Annotated in this window: 12 protein-coding genes; 4 read left to right on the top strand and 8 right to left on the bottom strand. The window is 58.6% G+C overall.

Features of this window, described 5'->3' with window-relative positions; all coding sequences use genetic code 11:
* Window positions 1-15 precede the first annotated feature (15 nt).
* Window positions 16-819: a hypothetical protein gene (locus KGD89_RS01930; RefSeq protein WP_038399734.1), complete on the top strand. Its 804-nt coding sequence runs from the start codon at window positions 16-18 to the stop codon at window positions 817-819.
* A 45-nt stretch (window positions 820-864) separates the two neighbouring features.
* Here the strand turns inward: KGD89_RS01930 and KGD89_RS01925 are convergent, their stop codons facing one another.
* On the bottom strand, window positions 865-1,764 hold the full coding sequence (locus KGD89_RS01925; RefSeq protein WP_025258146.1) for a LysR family transcriptional regulator: 900 nt from the start codon (window positions 1,762-1,764) through the stop codon (window positions 865-867).
* Between the two features lie 116 nt (window positions 1,765-1,880).
* Here KGD89_RS01925 and KGD89_RS01920 point away from each other — a divergent pair, with 116 nt between their 5' ends.
* The 3 genes from KGD89_RS01920 (at window position 1,881) to KGD89_RS01910 (ending at window position 5,138) form a co-directional block, all read left to right on the top strand.
* On the top strand, window positions 1,881-3,134 hold the full coding sequence (locus KGD89_RS01920) for an MFS transporter (RefSeq protein WP_038400143.1): 1,254 nt from the start codon (window positions 1,881-1,883) through the stop codon (window positions 3,132-3,134).
* Between the two features lie 77 nt (window positions 3,135-3,211).
* The gene (locus KGD89_RS01915) at window positions 3,212-4,480 is read left to right on the top strand and encodes an AAA family ATPase (RefSeq protein WP_025258144.1); all 1,269 of its coding nucleotides are present in this window, start codon (window positions 3,212-3,214) and stop codon (window positions 4,478-4,480) included.
* Window positions 4,470-5,138 carry a retron system putative HNH endonuclease gene (locus tag KGD89_RS01910; RefSeq protein ID WP_025258143.1) on the top strand — a complete coding sequence of 223 codons (669 nt, stop codon included), beginning with the start codon at window positions 4,470-4,472 and terminating at the stop codon, window positions 5,136-5,138. The genes KGD89_RS01915 and KGD89_RS01910 overlap by 11 nt, the downstream gene beginning before the upstream one ends.
* Before the next feature lie 53 nt (window positions 5,139-5,191).
* Here the strand turns inward: KGD89_RS01910 and hemE are convergent, their stop codons facing one another.
* The 7 genes from hemE to pilQ all read right to left on the bottom strand — a co-directional run bounded on the left by hemE (window position 5,192) and on the right by pilQ (window position 18,218).
* Window positions 5,192-6,256 carry a uroporphyrinogen decarboxylase gene (gene hemE / locus KGD89_RS01905; protein ID WP_025258142.1) on the bottom strand — a complete coding sequence of 355 codons (1,065 nt, stop codon included), beginning with the start codon at window positions 6,254-6,256 and terminating at the stop codon, window positions 5,192-5,194.
* A 145-nt stretch (window positions 6,257-6,401) separates the two neighbouring features.
* Entirely contained in the window at window positions 6,402-7,820 is a 1,419-nt protein-coding gene (locus tag KGD89_RS01900) for an FAD-dependent oxidoreductase (protein ID WP_025258141.1), read from the bottom strand.
* A 117-nt stretch (window positions 7,821-7,937) separates the two neighbouring features.
* Window positions 7,938-12,383: a glutamate synthase large subunit gene (gltB, locus tag KGD89_RS01895; RefSeq protein WP_025258140.1), complete on the bottom strand. Its 4,446-nt coding sequence runs from the start codon at window positions 12,381-12,383 to the stop codon at window positions 7,938-7,940.
* A gap of 357 nt (window positions 12,384-12,740) precedes the next feature.
* Complete coding sequence (locus tag KGD89_RS01890; protein ID WP_025258139.1) at window positions 12,741-14,366, bottom strand: AAA family ATPase; 1,626 nt, start codon at window positions 14,364-14,366, stop codon at window positions 12,741-12,743.
* Between the two features lie 10 nt (window positions 14,367-14,376).
* Window positions 14,377-15,480: a 3-dehydroquinate synthase gene (gene aroB, locus KGD89_RS01885; RefSeq protein ID WP_025258138.1), complete on the bottom strand. Its 1,104-nt coding sequence runs from the start codon at window positions 15,478-15,480 to the stop codon at window positions 14,377-14,379.
* Between the two features lie 115 nt (window positions 15,481-15,595).
* Complete coding sequence (aroK, locus tag KGD89_RS01880) at window positions 15,596-16,114, bottom strand: shikimate kinase AroK (protein ID WP_025258137.1); 519 nt, start codon at window positions 16,112-16,114, stop codon at window positions 15,596-15,598.
* 4 nt (window positions 16,115-16,118) lie between these two features.
* On the bottom strand, window positions 16,119-18,218 hold the full coding sequence (gene pilQ / locus KGD89_RS01875; RefSeq protein ID WP_025258136.1) for a type IV pilus secretin PilQ: 2,100 nt from the start codon (window positions 18,216-18,218) through the stop codon (window positions 16,119-16,121).

The following is an 18,218-nucleotide window of genomic DNA, read 5'->3' as shown; positions in this document are numbered from 1 at the left end:
TACGGAGTAAAGGGAATGAATCTGATCCACCGCATCTTCGCCTTGATGGCTTTGGCCTTGTTGATTACAGGCTGTACCAGCAAGCCGGTGTACAACGCGAAGGAAAACTTCTCCAGCGAGATGGGTTTCAGCAACGAGCAGATGAGCCGTGCCATCGTCACGGCGCTCAATGATCGCCAATGGGTCGTGCAATCGGTAAAACCGGGCATGATCAAGGCCGCCATCACCGTACGTGGTCGTCATCACGCCGAGGTCGATATTCCATACACCCCGACCTCGTTTGAAATCGACTACCGCAGCAGCACCGGTCTGGACTACAAGGACGGTCAGATCCATGGCAACTACAACCGTTGGGTCAATCGCCTGCGCGCCAACATCCTCAAGGAGCTGTCGATTGATCCGAACATCGAGGCCGTCAATGGTCTGGGCATCATCAAGGAAGGCGTCGATGCGCCGACTTACCTGAGCTTCCGTGAAGGCGTGAGGCGTGCCACCGAAGCGGGCTTGCTGGACGGCAGCGTCAAGTTCTACCTGGCCGGTGAAACCTTGCCAGCCCAGGTTCGCAAGCTGGACACCGTGGGCAGCAGTCGCAAGACCAACGGCAGCAACAAGTCCGATGAGGAAGCCTGCTTCTGGGCCTTGCAATCCGCCTTGGCGACCCTGCAGAACGCAGCCAGGAAAGCCAATGCCAACGCGGTGATCAACATTGCCAGTGTTGTCGGGCGCGACCTGTACAAGGACACCGAAAAATTCCAGTGCCGCGCTGGCACGCTGGTAGCCAGTGTCGATCTGCGCGGGGATCTGGCGCAGGTCAAGTAAGCCTTTTTCGCAAATGAATTCGCTCCCACAGAGCATGGAGCGAATTCATTCGCGAATCCCCTTCCCTCCCGTCGCCAACTCAAAGAACGCCTTGGCCATCGGTGACTGTTCGTCCTTTCTCTGCACCAGCCACACGGCGGTGGTTGCCTTGGGGTCGAGCAAGGTTCGATAGACCACGCCTTCGATGCGCATCCGCTGATAGGGCGCGGGCAGAACCGTCACACCAAGGCCTGCCGCCACCAGCCCGATGATGGTCATGACCTCTCCGGCCTCCTGGGTAATCAAGGGGCTGAAACCGGCTTCTCGCGCCAGCTCCAGTATCTGCGCGTACAAACCGCTACCGTAAGTACGAGGGAAAAACACGAACGGCTCGGCCGCCAGCTCCGACATATAAAGCCCCTGCTCACTGCCCGCGGCCAAAGGGTGATCAGAACGCATGATCGCTACCAGCGGTTCACGCAGCAGCTCGAAAGACACCAATGAATCCGGCAAGGCAAGCGGCCGCATGATGCCGACCTGTATCGACTTGTCCTCCAGTTGCTCGGACACATCCTTGCTGGTCATTTCCTTCAAGGCCAGGTGCACAGCCGGGTAGGTCTGGCGAAAAGCAAAGATCGCCTGCGGGATGCTGGACGTAAAAGGTGCCGAAGCCGTGAATCCGACTTTCAACTCCCCAAGCTCACCCAGTTGTGCCCGACGCGCCACATCGGCGGCCTTGTCGACCTGGGCCAGTACGCCGCGAGCCTCTTCGAGAAACAGCCGCCCGGCCTCACTCAGTTGCACCCGTCGGTTGGTGCGGTCGAACAGACGCGCGCCAAGCTCCTGCTCCAGCGCCTGAATCTGCTGGCTCAGCGGTGGCTGGGAAATACCCAGCACTTGAGCAGCACGTCCGAAATGCAGCTCTTCGGCAACCGCGATGAAGTAACGCAAATGGCGCAATTCCATGCGGCCTCCAATCAAGTCGTTTTACATATCAAACAGGTCGAACAATATATTGGATTGAATGATTTCAGCGCTATATGCTTTTTTCATTACAAGCCTGCCGCACCCCGAGGTCCATCGTGAACCCTGCCGTTGCCCCGCTCTCCACTGAACAACAGCCCACAGCTGCCGCAGGCGACAGCTATATCGAAAAGAACACACCGGCGTTCACCAGAACGGTACTGGCACTGTTCGCGGGTGGATTCGCAACCTTCGCCCTGTTGTATTGCGTGCAACCGATGATGCCGCTGCTGTCTCAGGAGTTCTCGATCAATGCAGCACAAAGCAGCCTGATCCTGTCGGTTGCGACGGCGATGCTCGCCATTGGCCTGTTGATCACCGGGCCGATTTCCGACCGGTTGGGGCGCAAGCCGGTGATGGTGCTCGCGCTGTTCTGTGCAGCCATCTCCACCATTGCCAGCGCGTTGATGCCCAGTTGGGAAGGCGTGCTCATTACCCGTGCACTGGTCGGCCTGTCGCTCAGCGGGCTGGCGGCGGTGGCCATGACCTACCTGAGCGAGGAAATCCACCCGATGCACCTTGGCCTGGCCATGGGGCTTTATATCGGCGGCAGCGCGGTCGGCGGCATGAGCGGACGGCTGATTACCGGGGTGATGATCGATTACGTAAGCTGGCATACCGCGATGTTGGTGGTCGGCGGCATGGCACTGATTGCAGCCGCTGTGTTCTGGAGAATCCTGCCCGAGTCCCGCAACTTCCAGCCCCGTTCGCTGCATCCGCGCAGCCTGCTGGACGGCTTCGTCCTGCAATTTCGCGATGCCGGGCTGCCGCTGCTGTTTCTGCTCGCCTTTCTGCTGATGGGTGCGTTCGTCACCCTCTTCAACTACATCGGCTATCGCCTGCTGACCGAGCCCTACAACCTGAGCCAGGCGGTGGTGGGTGTGTTTTCGATCGTTTACCTGTCGGGCATCTACAGCTCCGCGCAGATCGGCGCACTGGGCGACAGGCTGGGACGGCGCAAAGTGTTGTGGGCAGTCATCGTCATGATGCTGATCGGCCTGGCCCTGACCCTGTTCAGCCCGCTGGCGGTCATCATTGTCGGCGTCTTGATCTTCACCTTCGGCTTCTTCGGTGCTCATTCGCTCGCCAGCAGTTGGGTGGGCCGCAGAGCCGTAAAAGCCAGAGGCCAGGCCACTTCGCTGTACCTGTTCTGCTATTACGCCGGCTCAAGCGTGGCCGGAACGGGCGGCGGCGTGTTCTGGCATTACGCAGGCTGGAACGGCATCGGCCTGTTTATTGGCGCGCTACTGCTGATCGCACTGGGCGTGGCGTTGCGGCTGGCGAGGTTGCAGCCGCTGGCGGCAAAGGTCTAGACATAGACTGAACGCTGGCAGACACGGCAAGCCAAGGTACACTGGCGCATCTGCCAGACTTGGTAAAGGAAACCAGCATGCGCCTCGACCATCTCCACCTACAGAATTTTCGTTGTTACGAAGATGCCCGTTTTGATTTCCAGCCGGGGTTTAACCTGGTGGTTGGGGTCAATGGGAGTGGGAAGACGTCGTTGTTGCAGGGGGTGGCAGTGTCTCTTGTGCCGTTTGGCAATGCTATGAAATGCGACGAAAAGAATTTACCCGTCGAAGATGTGCGCTTCGTTGTTGATAAGTACGAAGGGCGAAGCCGGTTTGAACGCAAACTTCCTGTTTTCATAAAAGCCGAGGGTGACATTTTTGGCCTTCCGGACTGGGGAACGATACAGCTGGCTGATATCTGGGAAGCAGCCGTCGACCCATCATTCCTGACGCATATGGAAGAAGTACATGCCAAGTGGAATGCAGGTGAGCGTATCGATCTACCGGTGCTGGCTTTTTATCGCGCCAATCGCCGGTGGAAAAGCGCTAACGTATCGGCAGAATTTTCGGCACAACAGAAATTATCTCGTTTCGATGGCTACCTGAACTGGTTTGATGCCGTAGCCGACTTGCGCGACTTTGAAAGCTGGTTAATCGCCAGGACTCTTGAGCGTCTTCAGGACAAGCTGGACTCGAAGTCCGACAGCGAACCCGAGGATGAACTCAAGTGGGTGAATCAAGCGATACAGCTCGCAATCCCTGATGCGCTTGACCTCAGATATGACTTGAGACTTCAAAGTCTGGTGGTAGATATGGGGCCAGGCAAGACTGTCCCGTTCCACGACCTCAGTGATGGGCAGCGCAGTTTGATTGCTCTGATAGCCGATATTGCGCGTCGGATGTGCATCCTCAATCCACAGATGGGGAAAGATGTTCTGGAGAGTACCAATGGCATCGTGATTATCGATGAATTGGACATACATCTTCACCCAGCCTGGCAACGCAATATTGCCCCTACGCTCAAAAAAGCATTCCCGAAAGTGCAATTCATTGCCACAAGCCATTCACCACAGATCATCGGCAGCCTGAAACCCGAAGAAGTCATTCTGTTACATAACGGTAAAGCCTCTAACCCGAGAACGACCTACGGAATGGACTCCAGCAGCGTGCTTGAAGAGGTCATGGGCGTTACGCAGCGCGATCCAGAGATCGAAAAATTACTGAACCAGCTATTTTCGACACTGGAAGATAACAATCTCGAACAGGCCAAGCAGCAACTGGAAAAGCTCAAAGCGCTGACTCCAGACCTTCCTGAGTATGCAAGAGCCCAAGCGCTGATAACTCGCAAAGAGATAATTGGCAGATGAGGAAAGTACTCAGGGAATTGAGCCGCTGTCTTTTACAAACTGGAAAGCCAAAGCAGAAAGAGAAAACCGCAAGCCTACCTATAAATCACTGACGCGCTCTGCGCCCCAAAAGAAAAAAGAGGTTCATGAAAGCCTGCTAAGAGAGCAAGCCTATCTGTGCTGTTATTGCGGGGATGAGATATCCGAACAAACCAGCCACATAGAGCACTTTCGCCCGAAATCAGACTACACGCCTTTGGAGCTTGACTATAACAACTTGCATGCCTCCTGCTTGCGCGACGTGGGTGAGCTACAACAAAGAGAACCTGATTACCTGCTGCACTGCGGTCATAAGAAAGGCAATCTCTTTGATGAAACTCGGCATATCTCTCCACAGGATGAAAACTGCGAAAGCCGCTTTCAATATACGCTGAATGGCGAGATAAAACCGACAGACGCAGATGATGATGCCGCCTCAAAAATGATCGAAATTCTCGCGCTTGATACCCTTCGATTGAATAATCGCCGGGAAGAAACAATGCTCGGCATCTTCAATGACGATTTCTTGCTGACGGCAAGCAAGGAAGAACTACAAATAATCGCCCAACGCGCCCGCGGACAACAAACACGCTTTTGCCACGTTATTGCCCGATACGCCGAACAACTCCTCACCCCCTGACGCACATGAAAACGCCCGGCAAAAACCGGGCGTTTTCATGACCGCAGTACAAATTACTGGTGATATTGCGCCGAAAGCTCATGCACGGCTTCAATAAAGGCACCGGCATTGGCCGGGTCGACTTCAGGGGTGATGCCGTGGCCGAGGTTGAAGACGTGACCAGTGCCGCTGCCGTAGCTGGCCAGGATGCGTGCCACTTCCTGACGGATGGCTTCAGGGCGTGCATAGAGGACCGTCGGGTCCATGTTGCCTTGCAGCGCAACCTTGTGGCCGACGCGCTGACGGGCTTCGCCGAGGTCGCAGGTCCAGTCCAGGCCCAGTGCATCGGCACCGGCACCGGCAATGCTTTCCAGCCACAGGCCGCCACCCTTGGTGAACAGGATGACCGGCACCTTGCGGCCATCGTGCTCGCGGATCAGGCCGCTGACGATCTTGCGCATGTAGGCCAGCGAGAATTCCTGATACGCCGCAGCGGACAGGCTGCCACCCCAGCTATCGAAGATCTGCACAGCCTGGGCGCCCGCCAGGATCTGACCATTGAGGTACGAGGTCACCGACTGCGCCAGCTTGTCGAGCAGCAGGTGCATGGCTTGCGGGTTTTCGTAGAGCATGGCCTTGGACTTGCGGAAATCTTTCGAAGAGCCGCCTTCGACCATATACGTGGCCAGCGTCCATGGGCTGCCGGAGAAACCGATCAGCGGAACACGGCCATTGAGCTCGCGACGGATGGTGCTGACCGCATTCATTACATAGCCCAGGTCCTGCTGCGCATCGGGAATCGGCAGGGCTTCGATGTCGGCCAGGGTGCTGACGGTTTTCTTGAAGCGCGGACCTTCACCGGTCTCGAAGTACAGGCCCAGGCCCATGGCATCGGGGATGGTCAGAATATCGGAGAACAGGATCGCGGCATCCAGCGGATAGCGATCCAGCGGCTGCAACGTGACCTCGCAAGCGAACTCGGCGTTCTTGCACAGACTCATGAAATCGCCCGCCTTGGCACGGCTGGCGCGGTATTCAGGCAAGTAGCGACCGGCCTGACGCATCATCCAGACAGGCGTGACGTCTACGGGTTGCTTGAGCAGGGCACGAAGGAAACGGTCGTTCTTCAGGGCAGTCATGTCGGCATCCGCAAAAAAAGTGCGGGCATTTTCTCAGACGCGGACATAAAAGGCACGGCAAGAGCCTTTTCTTTTCTCTATCGGGGCGATTTGTCGCAGCGCGCAGGAGCGAATTCGCGAATGAATTCGCTCCTGCGGGGCACCATCAGACGCCCAGGTAATCCAGAATCCCTTCAGCCGCGTTGCGGCCTTCAAAGATTGCAGTGACCACGAGGTCGGAGCCGCGCACCATGTCACCACCCGCGAAGATTTTCGGGTTGCTGGTCTGGTGCTTGAATTTCGCCTGTTCCGGGGCAATAACACGGCCCTGGCTGTCGGTGTTGATGCCGAACTGCTCGAACCATGGCGCCGGGCTTGGGCGGAAGCCGAAGGCGATGACCACGGCGTCAGCCGGGATGATTTCTTCGGAACCCGGAATCGGCTCAGGGCTGCGGCGACCGCGGGCGTCAGGCTCGCCAAGGCGAGTCTCGACCACTTTCACACCTTCAACCTTGCCTTCGCCAACGATAGCGATTGGCTGACGGTTGTAGAGGAACTTCACGCCCTCTTCCTTGGCGTTCTTCACTTCCTTGCGCGAACCCGGCATGTTTTCTTCGTCGCGACGATAGGCGCAGGTCACCGATTTGGCACCCTGGCGGATCGACGTACGGTTGCAGTCCATCGCGGTGTCACCACCGCCCAGCACCACAACTTTCTTGCCTTTCATGTCGACGAAATCTTCCGGCGACTTCTCGAAGCCCAGATTGCGGTTGACGTTGGCGATCAGGAAGTCGAGGGCATCGTGCACGCCCGGCAGTTCTTCACCGGCAAAGCCACCTTTCATGTAGGTGTAGGTGCCCATGCCCATGAATACGGCATCGAACTCTTCAAGCAGTTGATCGACGGTGACGTCCTTGCCGACTTCGGTATTGAGGCGGAACTCGATACCCATGCCGGTGAACACTTCACGGCGATTGCTCAGGACGCTTTTCTCAAGCTTGAACTCGGGAATGCCGAAGGTCAGCAGACCGCCGATTTCCGGGTTCTTGTCGAAGACCACCGGCGTCACGCCACCGCGCACCAGCACGTCGGCACAACCCAGGCCCGCAGGACCTGCGCCAATGATCGCCACACGCTTGCCGGTCGGCACAACGCGAGACATGTCCGGACGCCAGCCCATGGCGAATGCGGTGTCGGTGATGTACTTCTCGACCGAACCGATGGTCACGGCACCAAAACCGTCATTGAGGGTGCAAGCACCTTCACACAGACGATCCTGGGGACACACGCGGCCGCAGACTTCCGGCAGGGTATTGGTCTGATGCGACAGCTCCGCGGCGGCCAGGATATTGCCTTCGGATACCAGCTTCAGCCAGTTGGGGATGAAGTTGTGTACCGGGCATTTCCACTCGCAATACGGGTTGCCGCAGCCCAGACAACGGTGAGCCTGATCGGCGGACTGCTGGGGCTTGAAAGGTTCGTAGATTTCCACGAACTCTTTCTTGCGCTGGCGCAGCAGCTTCTTCTTCGGGTCTTTACGCCCGACATCAATGAACTGGAAGTCGTTACTGAGACGTTCAGCCATACTCTGGAACCTCTACACGGCAGCCTCAAGCCATAAGCTTCAAGCTGCAAGAATCATATTCTGTTCAATTCACAGGGCTGCAAGCTTGTAGCTTCAAGCTTGCAGCTTGTGGCTGTCTTATTGCGGATTCGCCCGGGTGCTGGAGAGCAGCGATTTCAGGTTGGCAGCCTTGGGCTTGACCAGCCAGAAACGGCGCAGGTAGTCGTCCAGGTTTTCGGCCAGGTTACGACCCCACTCACTGCCGGTTTCCTCGACATACTCGTTCAGCACGCTTTGCAGGTGAGTACGATAGGCTTCCATCGACTCGCCGCTGATGCGCTGAATCTCGACCAGCTCATGGTTGACCTGGTCAACGAAGGTGTTGTCCTGGTCGAGCACGTAGGCGAAACCGCCGGTCATGCCGGAACCGAAGTTGTAGCCAGTCTTGCCCAGCACACAGACGAAACCGCCGGTCATGTATTCGCAGCAGTGGTCGCCAGTGCCTTCCACGACGGCGTGAGCACCCGAGTTACGCACCGCGAAGCGCTCGCCCGCCGTACCGGCCGCGAACAGCTTGCCGCCAGTCGCGCCGTACAGGCAGGTGTTGCCCACGATGGCGCTTTCGTTGGTCTTGAACGGACTGCCTTTAGGCGGAACGATCACCAGCTTACCAGCGGTCATGCCTTTGCCGACGTAGTCGTTGGCATCGCCTTCCAGATACATGTTAAGGCCACCGGCGTTCCACACGCCGAAACTCTGCCCGGCCGTGCCTTTGAAGCGGAAGGTGACCGGAGCCTTGTTCATGCCCTGATTGCCATGCAGTTTGGCGATCTCACCGGAAATCCGCGCGCCGATGGAACGGTCGCAGTTGCAGATATCCAGCTCGAACTCACCGCCACTCAGGGATTCGATGGCCGGTTTGGCCAGCTCCACCATTTTCTCTGCCAGCAGGCCTTTGTCGAACGGCGGGTTGCGGTCAACAAGGCTGAACTGCGGCTTGTCGGCAGGCACGTGGTCGCTGCCCAACAGAGGCGTGAGGTCCAGATGCTGCTGCTTCTCGGTTTCGCCCGGCAGGATATCCAGCAGGTCGGTACGACCGATCAGCTCTTCCAGGGAGCGAACGCCCAGTTTGGCCAGCCACTCGCGGGTTTCTTCAGCCACGTAGGTGAAGAAGTTGATCACCATATCGACGGTGCCGATGTAGTGATCCTTGCGCAGTTTTTCGTTCTGGGTCGCTACGCCGGTGGCGCAGTTGTTCAGGTGGCAGATGCGCAGGTATTTGCAGCCCAGGGCAATCATCGGCGCCGTACCGAAGCCGAAGCTTTCAGCACCGAGGATAGCGGCCTTGATCACGTCCAGACCGGTTTTCAGACCACCGTCGGTCTGTACCCGGACCTTGCCGCGCAGGTCGTTGCCGCGCAGGGTCTGGTGAGTCTCGGCCAGGCCAAGCTCCCACGGCGCACCGGCGTACTTGATCGAAGTCAGAGGCGAAGCGCCTGTGCCGCCGTCGTAGCCGGAAATGGTGATCAGGTCGGCATAGGCCTTGGCCACGCCAGCGGCGATAGTACCAACGCCGGCTTCTGCTACCAGCTTGACCGATACCAGTGCCAACGGGTTGACCTGTTTCAGGTCGAAAATCAGCTGCGACAAGTCTTCGATGGAGTAGATGTCGTGGTGCGGCGGAGGCGAAATCAGGGTCACGCCCGGTACGGCATAGCGCAACTTGGCGATCAGGCCGTTGACCTTGCCGCCCGGCAGTTGCCCGCCTTCACCCGGCTTGGCGCCTTGAGCGACCTTGATCTGCAACACATCAGCATTGACCAGATACTCAGGCGTCACGCCGAAACGGCCAGTGGCGATCTGTTTGATCTTGGAGCTGCGGATGGTGCCGTAGCGCGATGGGTCTTCGCCGCCCTCACCGGAGTTGGAGCGAGCGCCCAGACGGTTCATGGCTTCGGCCAGCGCTTCGTGAGCTTCCGGCGACAGCGCGCCGAGGGAAATCCCGGCAGAGTCGAAACGCTTGAGGATCTCGCTCAGCGGCTCGACTTCATCGAGGCTCAGCGGCTGGTCGAGAGTCTTGACCTGGAACAGGTCGCGAATCATCGACACCGGACGCTTGTCAACCAGCGAGGTGTATTCCTTGAACTTGCTGTAGTCGCCCTGCTGCACGGCAGCTTGCAGGGTGCTGACCACGTCCGGGTTGTAGGCGTGGTACTCGCCACCAAACACGAACTTGAGCAGGCCACCTTGCTGGATCGGCTTGCGCGGGCTCCAGGCTTCGGCTGCCAGCGCCTTCTGTTCGGCTTCGATATCGACGAAACGGGCGCCTTTCAGGCGGCTCGGTACGCCACGGAAGCTGACGTCGCAGACTTCCTCGGACAGGCCGATGGCCTCGAACAGTTGCGCGCCACGGTAGGACGCAACGGTGGAGATACCCATCTTCGACAGAATCTTGAGCAGGCCCTTGGTGATGCCTTTGCGGTAGTTCTTGAAGACTTCGTAAAGGTCGCCCAGTACTTCACCGGTACGGATCAGGTCGCCCAGCACTTCGTAGGCCAGGAACGGATAGACCGCCGAAGCACCGAAGCCGATCAGCACGGCAAAGTGGTGCGGGTCACGGGCCGTCGCGGTTTCGACCAGGATGTTACTGTCGCATCGCAGACCTTTTTCGGTCAGACGGTGGTGAACCGCGCCAACCGCCAGGGAAGCGTGAGCAGGCAGTTTGCCCGGAGCAATGTGCCGGTCGCTCAGCACCAGCAGGGTACGGCCAGCGCGGACGGCTTCTTCGGCCTGATCGGCGATGTTGCGAATCGCCGCTTCCAGACCGACGCTTTCGTCGTAGTTCAGGTCGATGATATGGCGCTCGAAGCCAGGGCGCTCCAGGTTCATCAGAGAACGCCACTTGGCCGGGGAAATGACCGGCGAGCTGAGGATCACACGCGAGGCATGCTCAGGCGATTCCTGGAAAATGTTGCGCTCGGCACCGAGGCAGATTTCCAGCGACATGACGATGGCTTCACGCAGCGGGTCGATCGGCGGGTTGGTCACCTGTGCGAACTGCTGACGGAAGTAGTCGAACGGCGAGCGCACACGACGCGACAGTACCGCCATCGGCGTGTCGTCGCCCATGGAGCCGACCGCTTCCTGGCCCTGCTCACCCAGCGGACGCAGTACCTGATCGCGTTCCTCGAACGTGACCTGGTACATCTTCATGTACTGCTTGAGCTGTTCAGGGTTGTAGAAGGCCGAACCGTGGTCGTTGTCTTCCATGGTCGCCTGAATGCGCAAGGCGTTCTTGCGCAGCCATTGCTTGTACGGATGACGCGACTTCAGGCGGTTGTCGATGGCATCAGTATTGAGGATCTGACCGGTTTCGGTATCTACCGCGAAGATCTGGCCCGGACCGACACGGCCCTTGGCAATGACGTCTTCAGGCTTGTAGTCCCACACGCCGATTTCCGACGCCAGGGTGATGTAGCCGTTCTTGGTCGTGACCCAGCGCGCCGGGCGCAGACCGTTACGGTCGAGCAGGCAGACCGCATGGCGGCCTTCGGTCATCACGACGCCAGCCGGACCGTCCCACGGCTCCATGTGCATGGAGTTGTACTCATAGAACGCCCGCAGATCGGGGTCCATGGTTTCAACGTTCTGCCACGCTGGCGGAATGATCATGCGCACGCCACGGAACAGGTCGATGCCGCCGGTGACCATCAGCTCAAGCATGTTGTCCATGCTCGATGAGTCGGAACCCACACGGTTGACCAGCGGGCCGAGTTCTTCCAGATCCATCAGATCGTTGGTGAACTTGGTACGACGCGCCTGCGCCCAGTTACGGTTACCGGTAATGGTGTTGATCTCGCCGTTGTGGGCGAGGAAGCGGAATGGCTGGGCAAGCGGCCATTTCGGCAGGGTGTTGGTCGAGAAGCGCTGGTGGAACACGCAGATCGCGGTTTGCAGGCGCTCGTCGCTCAGGTCCGGGAAGAATGCCGTCAGGTCGCGCGGCATCATCAGACCTTTATAGATGATGGTCTTGTGCGAAAAGCTGCAGACATAGTGGTCGGTATCGGCAGCGTTGGACACCGACGAACGGCGACGGGCACTGAACAGCTTGATGGCGAACTCCTGATCGCTCAGGCCTTCTGCACCGATAAATACCTGCTCGATCTTCGGCAGACGCTCAAGAGCCAGACGGCCCAGTACGCTGGTATCGATAGGCACCTGACGCCAGCCGACCAGAGTCAGGCCTTCGGCGAGGATTTCGCGATTCATGTTCTCGCGAGCGATGTCAGCTTTGGCGTCGTCCTGATTGAGGAACACCATGCCCACGGCATACTGGCGAGGCAGATCAGCACCAAAGTGTTCCTTGGCGACCGCACGCAGGAATGCATCGGGCTTCTGAATCAACAGGCCACAACCGTCACCGGTCTTGCCGTCGGCGTTGATACCACCACGGTGGGTCATGCAGGTCAGGGCTTGAATAGCCGTCTGCAACAGGTGATGACTGGGCTCGCCCTGCATATGAGCGATCAGGCCGAAGCCGCAGTTATCCTTGAATTCATCTGGTTGGTATAGACCGGCTTTCATAGACACTTTCTCACCAGGCTGCCTCTATGCGAGGCAAATTTCTTTTCAATTCAATCAATTACCAGTCACGCCGAACGTACGCCGGCTTCGGAGAGGCAAAACGGAGGTCATTGTACACAGCGACACAAAGGCCCACAAATTTAACGGCGAAAAGCCGAAAATCAATGTCGCATTTATGAAGGTTTTATAGCTGAGCATTGTGCTAGTCAAAGTATTTTTCAATATTCTGACCGAAGCGACCGAAACGTCAGGGCGTTTGTAACGCAGACACTGCAAGGCGCGCCGCCAGAAGCGGCACGTCGGAGCAGGTAAAATCAGGTTTGCCGGGTGAGCGGCCTGGATAAGGCCGCTGCGACTTCAGCGACTGGCGCCGAGCTCTTGTTGGATGCTGGCGACAGTACGGGGCCAAGGTTTACCAGCCTGAACCTTTGCTGGCAAGACTTTGATGGCTGCAAGGGCTGCAGCGCGGTCCGAAAAATTACCGTATGTCACGACATACAGGGGCTTGCCCTGCAATGTTTTCTTGAAATAACGGTACTCGCCGCCCTGCTCGGCAACATAGGCCTGAGCCGTTGCTTCCGAGCTGGTGCCCAGGATTTGCACCACATAATGCCCTGGCGCCTGGCCGCTGTACCAGTTGCCACCAGCAGCCGGCTTGGCAGCGGCTGCGGCAGGTTTGGCGGCTGGAGCCGCTGCGGGTGCCGGCTTGGCTGTGGCGACCTGAGCCGGAGCCGGAGCCGGAGCTGGCGCCGGTGCAGGCTTGGCGGCCGGAGCCACCGGCGTTGCCGCCGCAGGAGCCGGAATGGAAGAGCGAGGCACGGCACCGGCCTGCGCACCGGCAGGTGGTGCAGTGGTCGTTACCGTGGCCGGCTGGGCTGGAGAGCCCATTGGCACTGCATCTTCATCGGTTTCACCGGCACCTGCCGCTTCAGCCAGAGGGCCGCGCATCACAGGTTGCGAGTTACCCACCAGCGGCAGAGGCATCGGCTGCGAGTTACCCGCAAACTCGATAGCCGGACCGCCATTATTGGATTGCTGATTCGCGGGCGTGCCCTGACCCAGTGGCAACTGGGCCTGGGCCGGAGCATTGGCTGGCGCAGCGCTCTTGTCGCCACGGCCAGGGATCAGCACCGCGGCTGCCACTGCGACCACGACAACTGCACCAAGGGCCAGTACGTGTTTTTTCGGCATGTTGAACCCCACACTTGGGCGCTTGACCGCGGAGCGACTCGCGATCATCGCCTCGATCATTGAATCGCGGGCAACCTGGTTGATATTCCCAGGCCAGCCATCGGACTGTTCATGAATATCGGTAATCTGCTCGGCAGTGAACAACGCGATTCCTTGCCCTGCACCTTCCAGACGTTGAGCCAGATACTCCCGGGTTTCTTCTTCGGTATAAGGTTGCAACTCGATGACATGAAAGCGCTCGCCTTCGACATCACCCTGCAGGTCGGCACACAACTGATCGAGACGGTCGATCAGCGACGGCTCGCCAAACAGGAACACATGCGGACGCCCCTCAGGCGTACCTGCGGCCAGACCCAGCAACGCTTCGAGCGCCGAATCGCCTAGTTGTTCCGCATCGTCCACCAGCAGATAGACTTCCTGACCGGTCAGCGCAAGCTGTACGACCTGTGCCAGAATCGCCTGCATTTCAGCCTGGGCGACAATCAGCGCCTGGGCGACCTGCTGCAGTACGCCTGCCGCATCGCTGGCGCCACGCGCCGAAATGACCACGCTCTGCACCGACTGCTTGTTGGTGCTGGCTACCAGCGCCTGGCGCAACAAGGTCTTGCCGCTGCCCTGAGGGCCGGTGACGGCAAGCAGCAACTGGCTGTAACGAGCCAGGTGATGAAGCTGACCCAGCACCGACTTGCGCTGGGCAGGGAAAAACTTGAAGCCAGGTACCCGCGCTGCAAAGGGGTCATGACTCAACTGATAATGGCCGAGGAAAGCCTCGTCGGCATGCAAACTAGTCATGGGTTTTCCGTTAACCTCTAAGCTGATCCACCAGAGCGCGGTAATCCGCCCTCAGAGTGGCCTGTAGTACTTCTTTTGGATAATCGTCCGTGATAACCGCTTCACCCATCTGACGCAGAAGCACCAGACGCAGGCGACCATCGATCACTTTCTTGTCGATCGCCATGTGTTCAAGAAAATCGTTTTCCGTCATGTCCTGTGGCGGCACAACCGGCAAGCCTGCACGTTGCAACAGGCGGATACCGCGATCACGCTCCTGGGTGGTGATCCAGCCAAGACGCGAAGACATTTCCAGAGCCATGACCGTACCGGCGGCAACCGCCTCGCCATGCAGCCAGACACCATAGCCCATATGAGTTTCGATGGCGTGGCCAAAAGTGTGACCCAGGTTCAAGGTTGCCCTGACACCGGACTCTCGCTCATCGGCGCCCACCACCAGCGCCTTGGCGGCGCATGAGCGCTCGATGGCGATGGTCAGGGCCTTCTGGTCCAGGCCGCGCAACTGGTCGACGTGCTCTTCGAGCCAGGTCAGGAACGGCTCGTCGCAGATCAGGCCGTACTTGATGACTTCAGCCAGCCCGGCGGACAGTTCACGCTCAGGCAGGGTGTTGAGTGTGGTGGTATCGATCAGCACGACGCCGGGCTGATAGAAAGCCCCCACCATGTTCTTGCCCAGCGGATGGTTGATGCCGGTCTTGCCGCCTACCGACGAATCCACCTGGGACAACAGCGTGGTCGGGATCTGGATGAAATTCACGCCACGCTGGTAACAGGCGGCAGCAAATCCGGCCATGTCGCCGATCACACCGCCACCGAGGGCGATCACCGTCGTGCGGCGGTCGTGCCGTGCCGTGAGCAGGCCATCGAAGATGGTTTGCAGGGTTTCCCAGTTCTTGAACGCTTCGCCGTCAGGCAACACCACTGACAGGACGTTGTACCCCACCAGCGTTCGCGTCAATCGTTCGAGATAAAGAGGAGCCACCGTGGTATTGGAAACGATAGCCACCTGCCGCCCGACGATATGCGGGATCAGGAGCTCAGGCTTGTCCAGAAGGCCTTCGCCAATATGAATCGGGTAGCTACGCTCACCAAGCTCGACCTTAAGTGTCTGCATGTGTCCCCACATTGATTAACGATTGGGCGTTGCGCATGTTTTCCCATGCGCCAGGACAGCCAATGGCTGTCGCTGTTTTGATGGTCGCCGAGGATAGCGCATTTTCGTCTGCGCTTTAACGGGGAGGAAGCTCTGCCAAGCGGGCAAGTATGTCAAGAACGACCATACGGGGTGGCCGTTCATCGGTTTCAACCACCAGATCGGCGATTTCCCGATACAGCGGGTCACGAATGGCCAGCAACTCGCCCAATACCCGGGCCGGGTCGGCCGTGCGCAACAACGGACGATTGCGGTCACGAGCCGTGCGCCCGACCTGCTGCTCGACCGAGGCATGCAGATACACCACACGCCCACCGGCATGCAGTGCCTGACGGTTTTCGCTGCGCATGACGGCTCCGCCGCCCGTCGCCAGAACGACGCCATCGGATTCACACAGCTCTGCAATCATCGCCTGCTCGCGGTCGCGAAAGCCGGGCTCGCCTTCCTTGTCGAAAATCCACGGAATATTTGCGCCCGAGCGCAACTCGATTTCCTTGTCGGAATCCTTGAACGGTAGGCGCAGCTCTTTGGCAAGCAAACGGCCGATGGTGCTTTTACCAGCCCCCATCGGCCCTACAAGTATTAAATTTCGCACAGAATCAACGACTCACAGCAATCGCCTGGTTGTTCATGATACGCGGAGTCAGAAATACCAACAGCTCGGATTTCGCTTCTGAAACCGTATCTCGACGGAAAAGGCGGCCAAGATACGGTACATCGCCAAGAAATGGCACTTTCTCTACAACTTTACTTTGTGTGTTGGAGAACACGCCACCGATCACGATCGTCTCGCCATCGGAAACCAGCACCTTGGCATTGACCTCGTTTTTCTTGATCGGAGGTACACCCAGCACGGCATTGAGGTAGTCCGGCTCATCCTTGGTGACCTTGACCTCCATGATGATGCGGTTGTCCGGCGTGATCTGCGGCGTCACTTCCAGCGACAGGGACGCTTCCTTGAAACTCACGGTTGTGGCGCCGCTGGAGCTGGATTCCTGATAAGGGATTTCCGTACCTTTGAGGATCTTGGCGGTTTCCTTGTCGGAAGTGACCACCTTGGGCTGGGAAACGATTTCACCGTTGCCGGTCTTTTCCATTGCGCTCAACTCGAGATCGAGCAGGGTATTGTTGGTGACGAAGGCGATGCCGATCCCGGAGGTCGCGCCACCGGCACCCAGGTCGACGAATGGCGTGTTGGCGCTCAGGTCGCTGCCAGTATTGCCCGCCTCGTCGCCGTTATCGTCCAGACCGTAGGTATTCCAGTTGCCACTGCCAACCTTGGTACCACCCCAGCGCACTCCCAGAGCCTTGTCGTAATCGACGTTGGCTTCAACGATGCGCGCCTCGATCATCACCTGACGCACAGGAATATCCAGCTGGGACACGATGCGACGCAGCTCGTCGAGGCGATCCTGGGTCTGGTAGGCAATGATATTGTTGGTACGCTCATCCACAGTGATCGAACCGCGTTCGTCGGCTTTCGATTCGACGCTGGTCACCGACTGGAACAGCTTGGCGATGTCGGCCGCCTTGGCGTAATTGACCTGCAGAAGCTCGCGCCGTAACGGCGCCAGTTCGGAAATCTGTTTGAGGGATTCCAGCTCCTGACGCTCACGGGCGGCGATTTCATCGGCTGGCGCGACCAGCAGGACACTGCCGACCTTGCGCTTGTCGAGGCCCTTGGTCTTGAGCACCAGATCCAGCGCCTGATCCCACGGCACGTTCTGCAGGCGCAGGGTGATACCGCCCTGAACCGTGTCACTGGCCACCAGATTCAGGTTAGTGAAGTCGGCAATCAGTTGCAGCACCGAGCGCACATCGATGTCCTGGAAATTCAGCGACAGTTTTTCACCGGTGTAGACCGGCTTGTCGGCAGCACGGCGATCCAGGTCTTCATTGGTCAGGGGGCGCACGCTGATGGTCAGCTTGTTTTCAGTCTGGTAGGCCGAGTAATCGAAGGAGCCCGAAGGCTCGATGCTGATGCTCGCCTTGTCGCCGGAGGTCGTGGCACTCACGAACTGCACAGGCGTGGCGAAATCCTTGACGTCCAGCCTGACTCGCAGCGGCTCAGGCAACTGGGTCTTGGCAAAGTCGATACGAATCTTGCCGCCCTGCTCCTGAATGTCCGGAGAAATGCCAGGACTGCTCAGGTCGATGACTACATTGCCTTCACCCAGCTCGCCGCGCTGGAAGTCGATATTCCTGATGGCTTTCACACCTGCCGGCACGTAAGGCCGTGCCGCTGACGGAGCGGGCGTCGGGACGGCGACTCGCGGTGTTCCCATGGCCGTGCTCGGCTGGGAGGATTGCGCAGCGGCAGCGCCCTGGCCGACCACCACGAACAGGTTGTTGCCTTCGACTCGGGAGCTGTAAGGAGACAGCGTCGTCATGTTGATGATGACCCGCGTGCGGTCCTGGGCCTGAACCACCACGACACTGCGCGCATTGCCCGCACCCAGATCACGACTCTTGGTTGCCAGCTGGCTGGTCACACCCGGCAGGTCCAGCGCGATGCGCGCCGGCTGTTCGGTGGTATAACCGCGCGGCGCAGGAACCGGAGAATCGAAGGAAAGCTTCAGCTCGATCCGGTCGCCTGGCAAGGCTGCAACATCCAGCGTTTTAAGATTGGCTGCCTGGAGAACCGGCGAAAGCATCGCTATCCCTAGCGAAACGCCGATAATCGAGAGAATCCTGATCAT

It is taken from the genome of Pseudomonas cichorii (genome assembly GCF_018343775.1).
GTDB lineage: Bacteria > Pseudomonadota > Gammaproteobacteria > Pseudomonadales > Pseudomonadaceae > Aquipseudomonas > Aquipseudomonas cichorii.
This window is presented reverse-complemented; position numbering and strand designations above follow the sequence as displayed.